Below are 18898 nucleotides of genomic sequence, written 5' to 3' on the forward strand. Positions count from 1 at the left end.
CTAGTCATTTAAATAATATTCAACACTGGTTACCACTCTTATATTTTTTATTTGCGGTGTGTTTGAATCTCGATTACTGATACTAAATTGCCCTTGGCGAGCTGTTTTTATTTTGCCTAATTTTGAATTAGAGTCTTTAGCAAATTTATTAGCGACTTCACGCGCTTTTTCAGTTGCTTCTTGCACCATCGCAGGCTTTACATCATTGAGGCCAGTAAAGATGTATTCAACTTTTGTTTCGTAGCTATCTTGCACTATTGCGATATCTTGTTTAGCAAGTTGGCTTACTTTACTCAGCGCGTTTTGCACTTTATCTGGCGCAGCAGAATAAACAATAATATTTGAGCGCACTATGTATCTAAATTGTTGATTTTCATTACTGTATTCACGTGCTTGCTTATCAATAACTGACTGGCTACCTATTGTTATTTCATCGTCGTCAAAACCATGGAGTTTTAAAAAAGCAGTTACCGCATCATTTTTTTTCTCAACTCGGCTTACTAATTTTTCAAGGTTATTGTCGGCATCACTAAATTGCAGAGGCCAAATTACCGTATCGGCTATTACTTCTCGCTCGGCCAATCCCTTAACCTGCACAGTACGTTCCATCCCTTTCACACTCAAAGCGGTACTTTTTAAAATAAACCCTAAGCTAATTAAGCCTATACTTAAACAAATAGCCGCTATAACAATGTAAAAACCGGGGTTTTTATTCACAATAATCTCCTTGATTGATATCAATAATAAGCATCGAGACGCTCGAAATAACACAGTAAACAGGGTACATTGAGACTATAAATAACGCAAAATTTAATCAGCCTAGGAAAAACCATGAGCCTTAAGCGTATAACCCAATTTTTTAACCCAAGCTCAGTGGCCGTTATTGGCGCCTCTAACATATCAACTCGGGCTGGTTTTGTGGTTATGCGCAACTTACTTCAAGGTGGCTTTAAAGGGCCGATAATGCCTGTTACTCCAAGCCATAGCGCAGTACATGGCGTACTTGCTTACCCTTCTATTGCTGACTTACCAAAAGTACCCGACCTTGCTGTTATTTGTACTAACAAAAACACCTTAATTGATATTATTGAGCAGCTTGGAGAGCTTGGCTGTAAAACCGCTATTGTTATTGCCGATGGGCTGTCTGGGGAGCAAAAAAGCGCGCTTAAAGCATGTGCTCAAGCCAAGCAAGTTACTTTGCTTGGACCCAACTGTTTAGGCTTGCTGATCCCTCATATTGGTTTAAATGCGAGCTTTTCACATACCGTGGCAAGCCCAGGTAAAATAGCATTTGTATCGCAATCAGCAGCAGTATGCTCAACCATTTTAGATTGGGCTAAAAACAAAGAAATTGGCTTTTCATATTTTGTATCAGTAGGCGATTGCCTTGATATAAACTTTAATGAACTACTCGACTTTTTAGGTCGTGATGCTAAAACCAAAGCTATTTTACTCTACATAGATAACATTGAAGATATTCGTGGCTTTATATCAGCAGCAAGAGCCGCGGCCTTTAGTAAGCCTGTAATTGCGATTAAAACAGGTAAAACAACTGCGGGCGCACTTGCAGCCGAAATTCACACCGGTGGAAAGCAAAGCTCTGACGCTGTTTACGATGCGTTATTTCAACGAGCGGGTATGCTGCGTGTAAATGATTTACGAGAGCTATTTGCAGCGACACAAACACTCGCCATGCATCCAAAATTATTAAAAGTAGAACAACTGACAATTTTAACTAATGGTGGCGGCCCGGGTGTTATGGCTGTTGATGAGCTAATTCAAAGCTCCGGTAAATTAGCAGAACTAAGCATTGAAACCCGAAATGCGCTAAATAAAGTCATTCCACAATCAGAAACCACCTCAAACCCTGTGGACATTTTTGGCGACTCAGCACCTGCGCGTTATAAGCAAGCATTAGAAATTTTACTGCACGCAAAAGAAGTTAAAAACTTACTGATTATCCATACTCCCTCAGCGCTTGCGCCCAGCGAAGACTACGCCAACATTATTGTAGAAACCTTACAAACATTACCCAAAATGGCGCGCCCTTACGTTATAACTAACTTTATGGGTGAAGACGCATCTTACGCCGCCAGAAAAGTGTGCTCAAACAACGCAATACCCACTTATCGTACGCCCGAAGGGGCTGTAGGCGCATTTATGCACTTGGTAACGTATCGTCGTAACCAAAAGCATTTAACGCAAACACCTGAGTCGAACACTGATGACGCTAAAATAAATAAGGTGGCAGCTAGAACCCTTATTAATGAGTTTTTAGATGATGGACAAAGCTACTTACCTACTCATCAGGCAAGCCAAGTATTGAACCACTATGGTATTAAATGCATTCAAACTGAGGTCGCTTACACCCCAACAGAAGCCAAAGAGCAAGCCATAGAGCTTGGTTTTCCAGTCGCATTAAAACTGATTAGTCCAAGTATTGCCTCAAAGTCTGAAGTAGGTGGGGTGGTGCTTAATTTAAACGACGCCAACGAGGTTGAACAAACTGCTTTTGCGATGCTTATCCGTATTAAAAACACTTATCCGGATGCTGTTATTGAAGGGTTTTCATTACAAAAAATGGCGCCGCGAGCAGGCGCAAATGAGCTGCGAATTGCAATTAAAACCGAGCCTAATTTTGGCCCAGTTATATTATTAGGTGAAGCAGGCACCGGCCTTGAATATGCACAAGCCGCCGTTGCTCTGCCTCCACTGAATATGAACTTGGCAAAGTATTTAATTGCCGCAGCGCACGACAAAGGCGTATTAAAGGAGCGCATACTCCCCGAGAAAGTTGATAAGTATCGTTTATGTGCACTGCTAACGCGTATTTCTCAGTTAGTTATTGATCAACCCGATATAAGCTCAATGGAACTAAATCCTATACTTGCCAGCAATGGGCAGTTTTTAGTGCTCGATGCCACTATGACACTTAACCGCTATCAAGCTCAGAGCAATCGTAAGCGCTTATCTATTCGTCCCTACCCTATTGAACTTGTTGAAGTGGTAACACTTAAAAATAACACTCAAGCTACGCTCAGACCGATAAAACCGGAAGATGAACAAGCCCATAAAGTATTTGACGAGTCACTTAACAAAGAAGACAGATATAAACGCTTTTTTGGCGAGCTTCCACAGTTTAACCACGATCAACTCGCTAAAATGACGCAAATTGATTACGACCGTGAAATGGCGTTTATTGTGTGCCAACGCTTTGAAGGTAAAACCCGTACACTGGGTGTGTCTCGCGTCATTATGGACCCCGATAACCTACATGCTGAGTTTGCTATTGTAGTACGCTCAGACTGCCAAGGCTTAGGGCTTGGTCGTATACTAATGAGCGCTGCAATTAATCACTGCAAACGCCAAGGTGTAGAGTCGATTGAAGGCATAACCTTACCAGAGAATACAGGGATGATTGAACTTGCCCGTAAGCTAGGTTTTAAAATTAGTCGCGACTTTGAAGAAGGCAGTATTAACATGGTACTTAAACTTAAATAATGAATGAACCGCAAACTTTACGCCAAAAAATGGCTTGCCTGTTTGAAGGTACAGGTCAATATCAACGTTCAGGGCATATTCTTGATATTGCACTCATTAGCTTAATAATGATTAACGTTGTAGCCATTGTTATTGAGTCAATCCCAAGTGTGGCAGAGCAGTATTACTACGAATTCTTAGTTTTAGAAATTGTATCGGTCGCTATTTTTGCTATTGAATACTTAGCCAGGCTTTGGGCCTGTGTAGATAAAACACAATATGAAGCAATGGAAGGCTCAAACAGTAAACGCAGATTAAAGTATTTTTTATCACCACTTGCGTTAATCGACTTAATAGCGATTTTGCCAAGCTTAATGATGTTTTTATTTCCTCTCGATTTACGTTTTTTACGCATACTCAGATTATTAAGAGTATTTAAACTCACTCGCTACTCACGCGCCATGCAACTACTTTTAAAAGCCTTTAACGATGAAGGTAGTTCATTAATGGCTGCTTTTTTTATAATGGCCGTTGTGCTTATTTTAGCTTCATGCGGAATTTATTTAATTGAGCACGATATACAACCCGATAAATTTGGCTCTATTCCTGCGGCTATGTGGTGGGCAATGGCAACACTAACGACCGTTGGTTATGGCGATGTAGTACCTATAACGCCATTGGGTAAGTTTTTCGGTGGCGTTATCACACTACTGAGCATGGGTATGGTCGCTATTCCTACCGGATTACTGGCGTCTAGTTTTTCAGAACAGATACGTAAACGCCGTCAGTTTTTTGAAGACGCTGTGCACGAGTCAATTCAAGATGGCACACTTAATGACACCCAACAAGTACACCTAGAAGAGCTACGCCATAAGCTAGGCTTGAGTAAACTTGAAGCTAATAAGGCCATTAAAACGCAGTTAAATGAGCATAACAGCCATTTGTTTTGCAGACACTGCGGTAAAAGGCCTTAAACAAGTACTGCTATTATTAATTAAATATATCACTCCAATTGCGATTAATAAGCGGGAGTACTTCGGTATTAGGTACCGGTTTACTAAATAAGTACCCTTGAAAATGCATGCATCCTCGCGCCTTTAAAAAGGCGAGTTGGTGCGAGCTTTCTACGCCTTCAGCTACACATTCTTTACCTAAACTATCTGCAAGCGCGAGTATTGATTGAATAATAGCTTCATCGTCAGAATCTATGCCTATGTCTTGTACAAAGCTTCTATCTATTTTTAATACATCAATAGGAAAACGCTTTAAATAAGTAAGCGATGCGTAACCCGTACCAAAATCATCCATGTACAATCTACAGCCCAACTTTTTAAGTTGTTCCATGCTGTGTAGCGCTTCTTTTGAATCACGCATTAATATTGATTCGGTTATTTCAAAAACAATTGCCTCAGACGACACTCCTGAATTACTTAACGCTTTTTTAATTTCAGGAACAAGATCTTTAAACTCAAAATCAAGAGCCGATAAATTAATAGATAAATACAGGCTAGGTGAGGCTTTTCGCCACTCTTTTAGCTCTAATAAAGCGCGCGCAAAAGTCTGCAGCATAATTTTTGTAATTAGGCCTATACCTTCTGCTGCCACCGAAAACTCTTGAGTTTGCACAAGCTTATTTTCAGGCCAACGCAGCAGTACTTCAAAGCCTTCTGTTTTTTGACTTTCAGCGTTAATGATAGGCTGGTAGTAATTACAAAATTCTTCTTCTTGATACGCTTTAGTTAGCTGAGACTCAAGATGCAGCGCTCTTTGAACATGCTGATTCATCTCTTGCTTATAAAACTGATAACGCCCCTCTAAAGAGTCTTTTGCATGATATAACGCTATACTCGCAGCTTTTAAAAGCGCAGAGCCTTGCTGTGCATCATCTGGTGATATAGACACACCAATACTTAAATTAACGTTTACAACTTGGCCATTAATCGCAATATTTTGATTCACGCAATCCATCAACTTAGTACATATTATAAGTACTTGCTCTATCTGATGAATATCTTCTACTAACACGACAAACTCATCGCCACCAAATCGCGCAACACTATCCGATGCTCGCAAAGAGTACTTTAAGCGCTCAGCAACTTCTTTAATTAGCTCATCAGCCGCTTCGTGCCCTAATGAGTCATTAAAGTATTTAAAACGTTTAATATTGATATGTAACAAAGCCACTTTGCATCCATGCAGTTTTGCTTGTTCAAGGGCGTGTTCAACGCGGTCATTAAATAATGTACGATTTGGCAGCCCAGTTAAGGCATCGTAGTTGGCCAATAGGTGCAGCTCGTTTTCAGCTGATTTTTGTGCGTTTATATCGGTTAAAATAATGACATAACTATTAAGGCGCTGCTCGTTATCGGCCACTGCACTTATTTTCACAAGTACATGACGCGATTCACCATTAGCTAAAACCACACTGTCTTCGCACGAAAAATGCTCCCCAACAGATAGCTTTTGCATAATGCGTAAATAATCAAAACGATTGCTGCGCGATATACCTAAATTTAAAGTCCGGCTAGATAACGACTCAGCGGAGAAGTTAAAGGCGGTTTGCAGTGATTTATTAGAAGCCCGAATATTTAAGTTTTTATCGAGTATAAACACCCAATCACGTGTTTGCTCAAATGCTGCCGTAAATAGTAAAGCGTGTTCTTCAAACACCATCTCACGGGTCATATTTGTATAAGTACCCGCTACTTTTTGTGGTGTTTTATCATCCCACTCAACTACTTTTCCAAAGTCCTTATACCAGCGCCAATAGCCTTTTGCATGGCGCAGGCGGTAGGTACAATTAAAGTAGCCTTTATCGGTAGATAAAAATTCAAGCCACTCTAAGCGAAATAGCTGTTTGTCCTGCGGATGAATTTTAGATAAATATTCATCAAGGCTTACGGTTTCATTTTCGTAGCTTAACTCACTCGCTAAGCGGGGTTGGTAAATGCTTGGGTTGCTCGACTCCCAATCCCAGACACCCGATTCGCTGCCTTCAAGTGCTAATTTTAAACGCGCTTCGCTTTCTTTACTTTCTTTATTTGCTGCCAATAAAATACGCTGAATTTTATTGCGGCGCATAACCCACATAGCAACAAAACCAATAAACAGCATGGCGTAAAGCACCATAAAATAAGGTGCACGCCAAAGCGGATACTTTACTTTTATTTTTAAAATAGCAGGCGAGGTATATTCGCCAGTCAGGGGGTCTTTAGCCCAAACTTTTAATTGGTAATTACCTGGATTCAATTTTGGAAACAATACGCGGTTGTTATTTCGAGTATAACTTTTTTGTCCGTTATCGAGTTGATACTCATAAATAATGCGTTCTTGATTACTAAATGCCATAGCCGAAAATGCCACTTCAAGCCCAATATCATCATGGTTTAACACAACCTCGTTAAGAGGCTGTTTTAAATCAAGCGATAGATCTCGTGACATTAAATCAACTCGCGTAATATTTACGTGATCAATAAGTGACTGGTAATTTTGGTTTTCCATTGGGTGAAAATAAGTAAAACCTTTTAAGCTACCATACGCAATATGGCCATCTTTAAGCTGTACCATGGCGTTACTATTAAACTCAGCAGAGAGTAGCCCTTCTGACGTAGAAAATTGTTGAAAATGAAGTGTTTCTGGGTTTAATCGCCAAATGCCTTTATGGCTACTCATCCAGATCATGCCATCATCATCTAGCACCATATCGTAAAGCAATGTGCCTAATTTATTCTTCTCTAAATCGATTGTATGTACTAATTGATAAGTAGATGCGTCAAGGCCTATCAAGCCAAAATTAGAAAGTGATATCCACAATATATTGTTGTTATCAATTAAATAAGAAAGCACGCTAATGGCTACGTTTTCGTGCTGCTTTGGCACTTTGTAAATCATTTTAAGTGCTAAATCACTTGGGTTTACTTGATATAAAATTCCAGCATTAAAAAATAGTGGCGAGTCTGGCTTATTGCTCAACGCGGGTAAAAAGCCATGAGCTAAAAAGGGTTCAAACTGGTCAAACTGGCCACCCAGACGCGTTATTACTTGAGAATCTATATTGTATATAAATACCCCATGATCTGAGTGCACAAAGTATAGATCGCCATTTGGCATTAGTGTAACGCCATGCACTCTACCAGTAATCAGCTCTTGATCAGCAGGGTTATGCACTTTTGGTTCGCTAACTTGATGCGTTACAGGGTCAAAAATAAATAAACCACGGTTTGTATAAAGCCATAAATTATCTTTATAGGGCGTTATTTCATATACGGTAAACTCAGTGGTGAGTAAGTCGACTTCGTAGTCTTTTAAATAAGCTTTACCAATATTTGTTTTTAAATCAACCTCGGTAATACCGTTATGCGTTGCAAGCCAAAGCTTATCTTTATATTCGGTAATCCCCCAGATAGAGTGATGTGATAAACCATCCCCCCCGAGCAAAGTGCCATCGACGTTATTAAAATGATAGCTGTCGTGAGATAAGTAAAACGCTCCATCAGTCTTAGTCGCAACCCATGTACCACCCGATTTATCTTTAGCCATATCAATAATACTGGTATCGGCAAGTGTGTACTTACTTTTGGCTATTCGAGTATTTTTAATCATCTCTTTTGTGTTTAAATCAAATTTAAACAAGCCTTTGTCGGTAGCTAAATCTATTGTTCCGTGTTCGTTTACTATGCTCCAAACATTTAAATCACTTAGTAATACTTTACTTTTAAAAGGTAAATCTGGGCGTTCAAACATTTTTGATAAGTTACTAATATCAACTTCGTATAAGCCTTGTACCGCCCCTACTAACAACTGTTTATTTTCACCTAATGCGAACGACTTCACATTATTTTGGTAAATATGTTCAGCTTCACCTTTTAAATGCTGTAGAGGTCTAACTTGCTCTGTGGCAATATCAAATACGTATGCACCATGGCTTGTACCTATAAATATATAACCATTGTAGGCAAACAGCTTTCTCACAAGGGTATTTTTATATTTAGCCGGAAGCTCAAAAATAGTTGTTATTTTTCCGGTTGCTATATCAAGCTTTGCAAAATCGCGGCCTCGCCCAATCCAAAGTGTTTTTTTATCAACGGCCACCATACTAAAAACAGACTGATTGATAATTTCTTCTTCACTGGTCGGTTTTTCTAGAAATTGCTGATATGAATCTGTTACGGGGTCGTATCTAAATAGGCCTGCAAGTAAAGAGGCAATCCAAATATGCCCTTGAGGGTCTTGGTAAATACGATCGATGATCGCCTCTTCTAACTCACCATTAGGGCCGTTTATTGGAATAACTTGATAGCCATCATAACGATTAAGCCCGGCCTCTGTCGAAAGCCAAAGGTAACCGTTAGTGTCTATAAGCATTGTATTAACGTAGCTTTGCGATAAGCCTTCGCTTGGAGATAAACGTTTTACTTGTGCCCCTACTTGGCAACTTAGAATAGTTATTAAAACTACAAAGCAACTAATGATCCCATTAACGCATTTACTCATGCTTATTCCATATTATTATTTATTATTATGGGTACTCTAAAGCGACTATATTTCGATGTTTGTAAGTATCAAAAAGTACTTGTAAAGCAAGAGTATATGTTAACACCTGGTTAAAACCAATAGCGTAATATAAATCAGCTACGTTTTCATATGCGAAGGTCTTTATCTCTCTATTTTGCGACTTTAAGAGTGTTGAAAGCAATTGTTTTGCAATCCCTTTACCGCGATGTTCCAGCGCAACAAACATGGTAGATAAAAATAAAAACTCTGTTTTATCTTGTAACCTACATGCTGCCACTATTTCATTATTATAGTAAGTAACCCATACCTTATCTTGTTTATTAGCACGCCCTCTTACGCTGTGCTTTTTGTAAAATTTATTCACAAGTGGGGTTTTTAGTTCATTTAACACTTCAACTTTATACATTTTTATATCGATATTTAGCTAAGCATTAGCGCTAAATACTGTTCAAATTTTTGTTTCAAAACCATTTGCTCTGCCATTGGGCGGCTGTGGATTGTGTTGTAAACTTGCTCTCTCGTTTTTTTATTACGCTTAATTTGATACGCCCAAAAAGACGCTTCATAATCTAACTGAATTTGATATTTTTCTTCACGTGGTAATAGGCATAAATTAAAACTCACAATACTTCCTCATTCGCTTTTAAGATTATTTGATTCCCCCTCTAAACTGGGCAAGAGGTAATCTCCTTGTTATTATACGCGTCTTATTTTATTTATTTCTGTAGTAATTGGAACTGATAATGAATAGACATTTTAGTATCTTGTTATTATTGGTAAATTTATTTTTTAGTGCCTCTTGTTTTAGTCATCAATACAACCTCACTTTTAATCGTCCGCAAAGTACACCTCAAGCTGATTATGCCTTAGAGCTATTAAAGTTAGCATACGCAGATATCGGTTTTAAAATAAATATAATCGATTTTAGTCACCAAAATGCTTTGCTCGCTGCAAATAATGGCGTACTTGATGGGCAGTTAGGAAGAGATGCAAGCGTTGAAGAAAATTACGAAAACTTAATTAGAGTCGATTATGAGCTATTTAAGTTTGACTTAGTATTATATAAAAACTGTTTACCTAACAGTTTAGAACAGCTCGATAGCGTCGCAATTGTTGACGGCTACCCTGTGCAAGAACATTATTTAGCAAGCACACAGTTTGCAGGGAATATTATTAAAGTTAAAAGCATGAATACCCAACTTAATTTGCTTGCTCAGAAAAAAGTACAGGGAGCTTTGATGATTAACTTTATAATGCAAAATAATGAGCTCCCGTCACCTCAAGGCTGTTTTGTAAAAGAAGTATTGAGTACTTATCCGCTTTATCATTATTTAAATAAACGTAATGAAAACTTAGTAGAAAAGCTTAAAATGTCATTAATTAACCTAACTAACAATGGCACTGTGTACGCACTAAGAGCCAAATATGGATTAAGCTTTTAAAAGTCGAACCCTTGCTGCTGCGCCTGCGTGCTTGGCACTGCATTTTGCTGCTTTTTTTGAAGATAGCGCTTGTAGCGCTGCTGGCACAAACTAAGCACCTTCTTTTTTTGGTCGTTCGATAAGGTATTCCACGAAAAGCGCTCATCCCGACTACGATAACACCCTTTGCAATACCCTCTGTTGTTAACTAAGCAAATACTTTTGCAAGGACTTGGAATATCAAATATTTCAATTTGTTGCATGCATAAGTACCGCCCAGTTGAAGAGGAGGTATTAGTATAGCGTTATTTTTGAGCAAAAAAAAAGCAGCAATTTAATTGCTGCTTAGTTTTGTTGAGCTGGGATTATTAATACTCACAGCTATTGGTATTTATCTCTGTTTTACGGTGAAATGGCTTAGCGTACATGGCCAGCACTAACGGTTTTAACTCTTCTGGTACACAGGCTAAACGCTGTTCAAACGTCGCTGTATCTGGAGAGTCTATTACCGCCTCTTTACAGCCACCAGCAATGTAATTACCTGGGTGCAAATAAAACGAATCTACAATTTGCCTATCAATTGTTTTAGCAAGCTCTTCAGCACTATCACATTTAGATTCGATTGGTTGTCCAAATGCTAAATGCACATGCCCTTTAGCTGAACTAAAACCTTCAACAATACTGGCAATATCTTCACCCGCTGCCTTAATATATTCACCATGATGCTGTTTATGATAAAGCTCTTTAGCCTTAGCAATTGCACACGGTTCATATTGATAAGAAATAGAAACAGGCACTATTTTTAACTCTTTAATATAATCGCCAAATTCTTTCTTTTGTTTACGTCCATTTAATTGCAACATTTTTAAAAGGGCAGGATCTGTTTGATCAAAACCGTCTTTTGCACGCCCTTCTTTTTGTGCAATCCAAATAGAATTTCCACCGATTAAAGAGTCATAGATATATGACGATAACTGGGTTAATGCTTTTAACATTTCTTTTGGTGCTTTAGCAGAGCGCTTAACAATGAAACTTTTATTTAAACGCATAAGCTCCGTAATGTAAGGTATTTGCAATAAATTATCGCCAATAGCAATACGCACTGTTTTCATTTTATGCTGATATAAACCCCAATTAACTAATGCAGGATCAAGCACTATGTCTCTGTGGTTTGAAATAAATAAATAGGCCTGATTAGCGTCTAACTGATCTAGCCCAGAAAAGGTAACTTTTGATGTGGTGCGCTTCACTAGTTTATCTAAGTATTGCGCCACTTCATTTTGCACATCTTCAACGGTGCTTACTTTGCCCCATTTTTTGCGTAACTGACTTCTTACCATTGGACGTGCAATAAAAGGCACTGCCGATAAAAAGCGCGGTAAATTATACTTTGCTATTACATCAATAAACGCATCATCGTTAATCAAACGTGTAAGCGACGCCGCAACTTCGTCGTCGTTGTATGGGCGTATATCTGCGTATTTATCTTCTAATTCACTCATTACTACATCTACAATGTTAAAAAACGGCACGCTAAAGCGCACCGTTTATGTCTATATCCGATTATAACTCAGCCAATCTAAAATGCGAAATAACCAAAAAAACGATTTTTTATTTTAGCAACTTGCTTTAAAGCCGAGTTTAATTACCTTCTATGACCACAGGCTTGCTTATAAGTGCAAAAAAACTGATCAGTCTAGCAAAATACCATGTTCTCAATCTGCTAGTGGGCAGACCACTACTACATAGCCCTCTAATCATTTGGTAGTAATAGCATTAACAAAGCCTTTCTTTCGTAGTACCTTAAGCCCATATTTTAGATTTTTGATGGATCGTAAGCCTCTTTTTTACGATTTTAACTCTTTCAGATCCACTTATTTTAGGGCTCATAATGAACATTACTATTCTTGATAACGCAACGTTAGCTAAAACATCTCTTTCGTGTATAGAACAACTTGGTAAATTAACGACTTATGAACTTACCAGCCCAGAGCAAGTTATTGAGCATTGCCAAGGCGCTGATGTATTAATCACTAATAAAGCAGTTTTGAATCGCGATACAATTAGTCAGCTAACACAACTGAAATTAATTTGCGTAAGTGCAACCGGTACTAATAATGTTGATTTAGAAGCCGCTAAAGAATTTGGTATTGCCGTAACTAATGTAGCTGGCTACTCAACCCCTTCAGTTGTTCAACATACATTTTCTTTAATTACTAACTTACTGGGTAACACCCACCGCTATCAGGCGGATTGCCAGCAAGGCGCATGGCAAAAAAGTGAAATGTTTTGCATACTCGATTACAGCTTTAACGACTTGCAAGGTAAAACATTTGCCATTATAGGCGGCGGTACGCTAGGCAAAGGCGTTGCTAAAGTGGCTGAGGCATTTGGCGCTAATGTTATTGTTGCAGAGCGTAAAGGGGTTAAATGTCGCGATGGTCGTACGCCTTTTGAAGACGTCATTAAAACAGCCGATATAATCAGCGTACACTGCCCGCTTACAGATGAAACACGTGATTTAATCGCACTTAATGAGCTTAAAATGATGAAGCCAAGCGCTATAATTATTAATACAGCACGTGGTGGTATTATTAACGAAGCCGACTTAGCAACAGCGCTTAAGCAAAACCTAATTGCTGGAGCGGGTGTTGATGTACTAACTAAAGAACCTGCTGAAACTTCAAATCCACTTGCTAATTACACAGGCAATAACTTATTACTTACTCCACATATTGCATGGGCAAGTACTGAATCTATTGTGCGTTTAATTAATGAAGTAAGTTTGAATATTGCGGCATTTACTAAAGGTGAATCACGCAACCGCTTGGTTTAATCATTTTATTGTAGTAATCAAATAAGCTAAAAAGTGGCTGTTTTTACTAATATATTTAATATTTTATTAGATAAAAACAGCTTAACTCACTTAACAAACTGATTCATAACAACTTATCAATATGGTCTACTCTTTGCTTTAATACAGTTAATAACCAATTAAAAATCTTATTAAGGTAAATAAAAATGAAAAAATCACTTTTAGCAGCCGCTTTAATCGCTCCATTTTTAACAGGCTGTGTTATTGCCGTGTCAGATGGCGAAGCTGAGACTCATTGGGCAGGGAAAAACTCATCAAGCTGGCAAGCACAGCATAAAAATAATCGTGAAGTTATATCGGAGCTAAAAATGGATAGCAGCTATCAGTCTGTTTTAACGCAATTAAAAACGCCTAATTTCACTGAGCTATTAAAAAAAGATGATGATGTATACCAAGTACTTTTTTATGTAACGCATAGCAAGCATTCAGATTCAAAAACAACAAAAGATGAATGTACGCCACTTGTATTTAAAAATGATAAGTTGGTGGGCATTGGTGACACCGCTTTAGGTATGATCACGCAGTAACCAATAAAAAGTAGTTCGATACAAAAACGCCAATATATGAATATTGGCGTTTTTTGTATATTAAGTTTTTAGCGTGCGACTATTCTATCTCTCCCTGCATCTTTAGCGGCATATAAGCCTAAATCGGCCTCTTCTAATAATGCTTGCTCAGCATACACCTTACCACTTTGTGTAGTGGCAATACCTATACTTATAGTGATGTGGTCTGCATTTAATGAAGCTTTATGTTCTATATTCAAAGCATTTACAGCATTGCGTAATTTATTAGCAAACTCCATAGCTTCATGTTTATCAATTCCTGGTAGCACAGCAGCAAATTCTTCTCCGCCATAACGAGCAATAAAGTCACTGCCACGTTCACATTGAGCCGCAAGTGCTTGCGCAACATTCTTTAAACACTCGTCGCCAGCACGGTGTCCATAGCAATCGTTATAGCGTTTAAAGTGATCTATATCCATTAGTAACACCGATAGCGGTGTTCCACTTCGCTTGCTGCGGCGCCATTCTCGAGATAAGTTTTCATCAAGGTAGCGTCTATTTGGTATCTCAGTTAAGCCATCTATCGAAGCTAGCATTTCTAGCAAATCATTTTTTTGCTTTATGAGGAGTTGGTTGCGCACTCTAACGCGAACAATAGAAGGACTAAATGGCTTGGTTATGTAGTCCATTGCACCGAGCTCTAAACCCTTTGCTTCATCATCATGGCTACGATTGGCTGATATAAATATAATAGGAATAGACTGAGTTATTGGGTTTTCTTTAAGCTCCACAAGTACTTGATAGCCGTCAATTCCAGGCATAATTACATCAAGGATTATTAAATCAACTTGCGCTGTTTTTACAAAGGTCAGTGCTTTTTCACCACTTTCAACTAAGAACACGTCGTGCTCTGCTTTAAGTGTTTTTTCAAGTACTAATCTGTTGATTGGATCATCATCCACAATAAGTACTTTAGCTCTTTTCGACATCCCTAACCCCTAGCCCTTTTATAAAAACAATTACCTGTTCTAGCTGTATGATAAGCTCTTGTAGTGTAATCTCAATAGGCTTATTAGTTGTTTTAAGCGTTCTTTCACACAATAAAGCACAATGTGATAATCGTCTAAAACCTAAATTACCTGCTACACCCTTGATACTATGCACTAAACGTACCAAATCATCCTTATTGGTTGTTTCTTCTAGTTGCGATAGCTGGGTTTCACACAAGCTAGCAAACTTATCAATCATCGTATTAAGTAGTTTTTCATCCATACTAAACTGCGTTAAAGCAAATGATTTTTCAAAAAAGCTTGGTTTAACTAAGTTTAAATCAGCAATTGCATCAATAAGTACTTTAGCAACAACCGGTTTAGTTAAATGTTTATTCATGCCGCACTTTAAAGAACGTTCTACATCAGCAGGTTCACAATGAGCCGTTAAAGCAAAAATAGGCAGTTGCTTTGCGTCAAACTGTTGACGAATCAAAGCGGTTGCTTGACAGCCATCTATTTTCGGCATTTGCACATCCATCAATATTAAGTCAGGCTTCAAAACTTGCAATAATCCCATACCAATTGATGCGCTTAAAGCCGTAACAACATTTACGTTTGCTTGGCGCAGAACACTGCTAATTATTTCTAAGTTAAGCTGATTATCATCAATGGCTAATACAAGTAGACCCGATATATCAGCTTTACTTTCAGTTGCACTGTGTACTGCGGCACTTGTATTAACTATAGGCTTTTGCTGAGAGTTCAAACTAAATAGCCTTTGCCCTAATGCCGATGCTTTAACGTGATGCGCAGCTAAGTGCTCGCTTGTCGGTAAATTAAGTGTGTGCTGATGATTAATAATAATTACCGATGTTTCTTTAGCTGATAATGAATCATTAATCGCTTCAACATTTAAAAGTGCAGGTAAGTCAGCTGCATCAATTATTATTTTTTGAGTATTAGAGAGCTTAATTGGGTATTTCAGTACCTCATCTAAATTAATATTAGCAAGTTCGTTATATGCATTTGTCACCTGCTTAAGCTCTTTACTTTGATCAGATAAAATAGCCAATGTATTAGTCGGTAACACTGTGTTTTTAGTGGTATCAACTAAAAAACTAATACTGAAATAAAATTCGCTGCCGTGGCCTTTTTTACTCTTTAAAGCAATCTCCCCACCCATTAACGATACTGCATGTTTAACAATAGCTAAACCTAGCCCAACCCCTTGGTGTATGCGGGTTGAAGATTCATCACCTTGAGTAAAAGCATCGAATAAGCGACTTTGATCAGCTTCATCTATACCCATGCCAGTATCGATTACTTTAAAGCAAATATGCTGTTGCTCTAGGCTATCGCTTTCAATAAGTTCCATTTTTAAAGTAATGGAACCTGTTTTTGTAAACTTAACGGCATTAGTTAATAAGTTACCTAATATTTGCTGCAAACGTATACTGTCGCATATCAAATCAGGTGCTATTAGCGGGTCAATATCAATAACAAATTCAATACCTTTTCCTTCGCACAATGGAGCCGTTAAGCTTTCACAAATATCCACCAGCTCAACCATGCTAAAAGACGCTTGTTTTAAATCGGTTTGCGAACCTTCAATACGTGCAAAATCAAGCATTCTATTAAGCATTAATAACAAGCTTTGTGCTGCATGCTTAGCTTGATCTGTTTGTTGTAATTGCTTTTGCGTTAAGCCTTGCTCTATTAACATATCAAGCAACCCTAAAACAGCGTTCAAAGGAGTACGTATTTCATGACTTAAATTGGCTATAAAGCGGCTTTTAGCTAGGGTTGCTCGTTCGGCATCTAGTTTTGATTTAGTTAATGCACTCACATCCTGAATGTGTATAACATAATAAGCTGGATCGCGGTTTTCATCCCAGACAAGCGATACACTTAGTTGCAACCAGCTTGTTAAGCCCCCTTGAGCAAGCGTTAAATGGTATACGCGTTTTTTGTCATCTAGCAATTGCGCTAAAGTGCTTTTTATTTGCTTCCATTGGGAGTCATCAAATAATGCTTTCAACTGCTCCCCAACGAGTACTGGCTGATCAGAAAACTGCTTTCTTGCTGCTTTATTTACTTGCAATATGGTGTGTTCAAGCGAGAGTAAAACCACGCAGTTAGCCGCAAATTCAATTGCACTTCTAAATTTAGATTCAGATGATTTTAAGGCCAATAATGTTTGTTGCTGCTCGGTAATATCGCGACCAATGCCCATGGTTCCTAACAGGTGTTGGTGCTCGTTATAAAAAGGTGCAATAGTAAGTTGATACGATTTTGTATCGGTTTCTATTCGCTGTTCAACACTATTTCTGTTTTGTAATACTTGTTTTTCAAGCGCATTTATTTGCTGATCATTGTCACCTAAATCATCTACATATTTACCAACTAATGCAGTTTGATCTTTACCGATATACGCCTCAAATGCTTTATTGCATCCTAAGAATGAACCATCAATATTTTTAAAGTAAATAAGGTCTGGCACACTGTTTAGCATAGTGTTGAGTAAAGCTAAGTGGCGCTCTTTCGCTTCGTAACTGCGGCTTAGTTTTTCTGATTGCAGCTGAACTTGGTCGTCCAGAGCTTTATTTGCACTTTGTAATGAATCAACTAACTGTTTGTTTTTAGTAAATACACGCTTCACTTTAGAAAACCAAGGTTGCCAGCTCAGTGGTACTTTGTAATTTAGCTGCTCTTCTTGTTGTGTACCGTTACTCTCAAGGTATGACATTAAGTGAGTCATCGGCTTTATAAAAATGCGCTGACTTAACCAAAAAAACACGCCAAACATAATACTTAAAAATAGCGTTAAAAAAGTAAACTCTAGTAATATCTCATACTTAATTGAGCTTATTAATTGGGGTTTGTGCTCGTAAAATGCGGCGTGAATAGGTAACTCATCCATAGGCTGCATAAAGTAATTACTATCACTAGTTAATACTGTTTTTTGACTCTGATGATCGGCCAAGTCTGGCCAATAATTTTTTAACGCAGTCGCTTGCTCTATTATCTGTTTAGAGCTGGCGATAATTTGATGCGATTGGTTCATAAAAACGTATTCACCACTGTTCGGTGACACCTTTTTTAACCATCCAGAAATTGCTTGAACATCATAAATTAAAATAATGTAATCGGCTGAGCCTGTGCTTCGTTGTCGACCAATAGCAAAATACGAATTGTCATTCACTTTAACAATAGGACTTGAAGTAAGTTTGTTTTGCGCAAATTTTGGCTTAAATTTTCCATTTAAAATTTCAGTAAGCATAAAACTTTGGCTTTTGTTGTGCCTGCTTACATAAGCAAAACCATTATCATCAACATACGCTACAGCAGATAACGACTGCATTAATGCAAGCGTTGTATTAAACGAAGGCCCTAATGTAATAGCCTGCTGCCACTGCATTAATGCCTTAGCAGATAACGCAAACTCACCTTTACCCACTATTTCAGTACTTTGATCAATAAAATGACGATAATAGTAACCATCATATTGATTTATGCCTTCGAGCAAATCTTGGTTTATTTTGGGATAAGTCACTTGCTCGTATAAGTTAAACATGGTGCTAAGTAGATTACTCACCGAGTCCATCCCGTGAGTAACCTGTGCTGAAACATTTGTAAAGTCAGCTTGGCGTTTTTCAACCGTCCGCTCAAGCTTTATATTATATAAGTGCAAGCACAGTAAAAAAGCGACAATCAATGGCACTAACAGCGCAATAAATAATGAACGATAATAATGCTTCAGAGGTAAAAAATTCAATGTACTGCCTGCCATTTGGCTCGAAAATCAATCGATAGACTATCGAGCCAATTTGTTAAGCGCAAGTTATAAATTTTCTTCTGCAAACGACGCTAAGCGACTACGCACAACACCGTTGAGGTTTATTGTTGCGCTGCCTTCAAAGTTTTTAAAGCGCTCTACTATGTACGTCAAGCCCGATGTTACTGGCGTTAAATAGTTACTATCAATTTGCGCCAAGTTACCTGTACAAATTAATTTAGTACCTTCGCCGCAGCGAGTAATAATCGTTTTAAGCTGAGATGCCGTTAAATTTTGGCTCTCATCTAAAATCACCCCCGAATTGATATAATACT

At 38.2% G+C, this 18898-nt stretch carries 13 protein-coding genes and 1 pseudogene; 5 read left to right on the forward strand and 9 right to left on the reverse strand.

Going from position 1 to position 18898, the window contains the following annotated elements:
• Positions 1–717 carry an SIMPL domain-containing protein gene (locus tag H5157_RS11520; protein ID WP_182671393.1) on the reverse strand — a complete coding sequence of 239 codons (717 nt, stop codon included), beginning with the start codon at positions 715–717 and terminating at the stop codon, positions 1–3.
• 114 nt (positions 718–831) lie between these two features.
• Between H5157_RS11520 and H5157_RS11525 the strand changes: the two genes are divergently transcribed.
• Positions 832–3501, forward strand: a complete 2670-nt coding sequence (locus H5157_RS11525; RefSeq protein ID WP_039488310.1) for a bifunctional acetate--CoA ligase family protein/GNAT family N-acetyltransferase — start codon at positions 832–834, stop codon at positions 3499–3501.
• Entirely contained in the window at positions 3501–4454 is a 954-nt protein-coding gene (locus H5157_RS11530; protein ID WP_182692458.1) for an ion transporter, read from the forward strand. Before H5157_RS11525 ends, H5157_RS11530 begins: the two co-directional genes overlap by 1 nt.
• 16 nt (positions 4455–4470) lie before the next feature.
• Here the strand turns inward: H5157_RS11530 and H5157_RS11535 are convergent, their stop codons facing one another.
• From H5157_RS11535 to H5157_RS11545, 3 genes are read right to left on the reverse strand one after another with little or no spacing between them, the layout of a single operon-like run.
• A complete protein-coding gene (locus H5157_RS11535; RefSeq protein ID WP_182724711.1) occupies positions 4471–8973 on the reverse strand; it encodes an EAL domain-containing protein in 4503 nt (1500 codons plus the stop codon).
• A gap of 25 nt (positions 8974–8998) precedes the next feature.
• Positions 8999–9400, reverse strand: a complete 402-nt coding sequence (locus H5157_RS11540; protein WP_182724712.1) for a GNAT family N-acetyltransferase — start codon at positions 9398–9400, stop codon at positions 8999–9001.
• A gap of 14 nt (positions 9401–9414) precedes the next feature.
• Positions 9415–9618 carry a DUF3283 family protein gene (locus H5157_RS11545; protein ID WP_002962585.1) on the reverse strand — a complete coding sequence of 68 codons (204 nt, stop codon included), beginning with the start codon at positions 9616–9618 and terminating at the stop codon, positions 9415–9417.
• Positions 9619–9737: 119 nt separating this feature from the next.
• Between H5157_RS11545 and H5157_RS11550 the strand changes: the two genes are divergently transcribed.
• Positions 9738–10436 carry an ABC transporter substrate-binding protein gene (locus tag H5157_RS11550; protein WP_182724713.1) on the forward strand — a complete coding sequence of 233 codons (699 nt, stop codon included), beginning with the start codon at positions 9738–9740 and terminating at the stop codon, positions 10434–10436.
• Here the strand turns inward: H5157_RS11550 and H5157_RS11555 are convergent.
• Entirely contained in the window at positions 10433–10678 is a 246-nt protein-coding gene (locus tag H5157_RS11555; RefSeq protein WP_008170756.1) for a DUF1289 domain-containing protein, read from the reverse strand. The two genes, H5157_RS11550 and H5157_RS11555, sit on opposite strands and share 4 nt — an antisense overlap.
• A gap of 105 nt (positions 10679–10783) precedes the next feature.
• Entirely contained in the window at positions 10784–11917 is a 1134-nt protein-coding gene (locus tag H5157_RS11560) for a 1-acyl-sn-glycerol-3-phosphate acyltransferase (protein WP_182724716.1), read from the reverse strand.
• Positions 11918–12306: 389 nt separating this feature from the next.
• On the opposite strand from H5157_RS11560, the gene H5157_RS11565 reads away from it, so the two are divergent.
• Positions 12307–13251, forward strand: coding sequence for a D-2-hydroxyacid dehydrogenase (locus H5157_RS11565; protein ID WP_182712855.1), 945 nt, complete (start codon positions 12307–12309; stop codon positions 13249–13251).
• A gap of 185 nt (positions 13252–13436) precedes the next feature.
• The gene (locus tag H5157_RS11570) at positions 13437–13817 is read left to right on the forward strand and encodes a DUF3192 domain-containing protein (RefSeq protein ID WP_024596200.1); all 381 of its coding nucleotides are present in this window, start codon (positions 13437–13439) and stop codon (positions 13815–13817) included.
• 68 nt (positions 13818–13885) lie between these two features.
• Here H5157_RS11570 and H5157_RS11575 read toward each other — a convergent pair whose 3' ends face one another.
• From H5157_RS11575 to H5157_RS11585, 3 genes and pseudogenes are all read right to left on the reverse strand, one after another.
• A complete protein-coding gene (locus H5157_RS11575; RefSeq protein ID WP_024605076.1) occupies positions 13886–14785 on the reverse strand; it encodes a diguanylate cyclase in 900 nt (299 codons plus the stop codon).
• Entirely contained in the window at positions 14769–18578 is a 3810-nt protein-coding gene (locus H5157_RS11580; protein WP_182724714.1) for a PAS domain-containing hybrid sensor histidine kinase/response regulator, read from the reverse strand. Before H5157_RS11580 ends, H5157_RS11575 begins: the two co-directional genes overlap by 17 nt.
• Positions 18579–18629: 51 nt before the next feature.
• Positions 18630–18887 (reverse strand): annotated as a pseudogene (locus H5157_RS11585) (PhoH family protein); the annotation flags it as partial.
• Positions 18888–18898: the final 11 nt, after the last annotated feature.

It is taken from the genome of Pseudoalteromonas sp. SG43-3 (assembly GCF_014164385.1).
GTDB classification, from domain to species: domain Bacteria; phylum Pseudomonadota; class Gammaproteobacteria; order Enterobacterales; family Alteromonadaceae; genus Pseudoalteromonas; species Pseudoalteromonas distincta.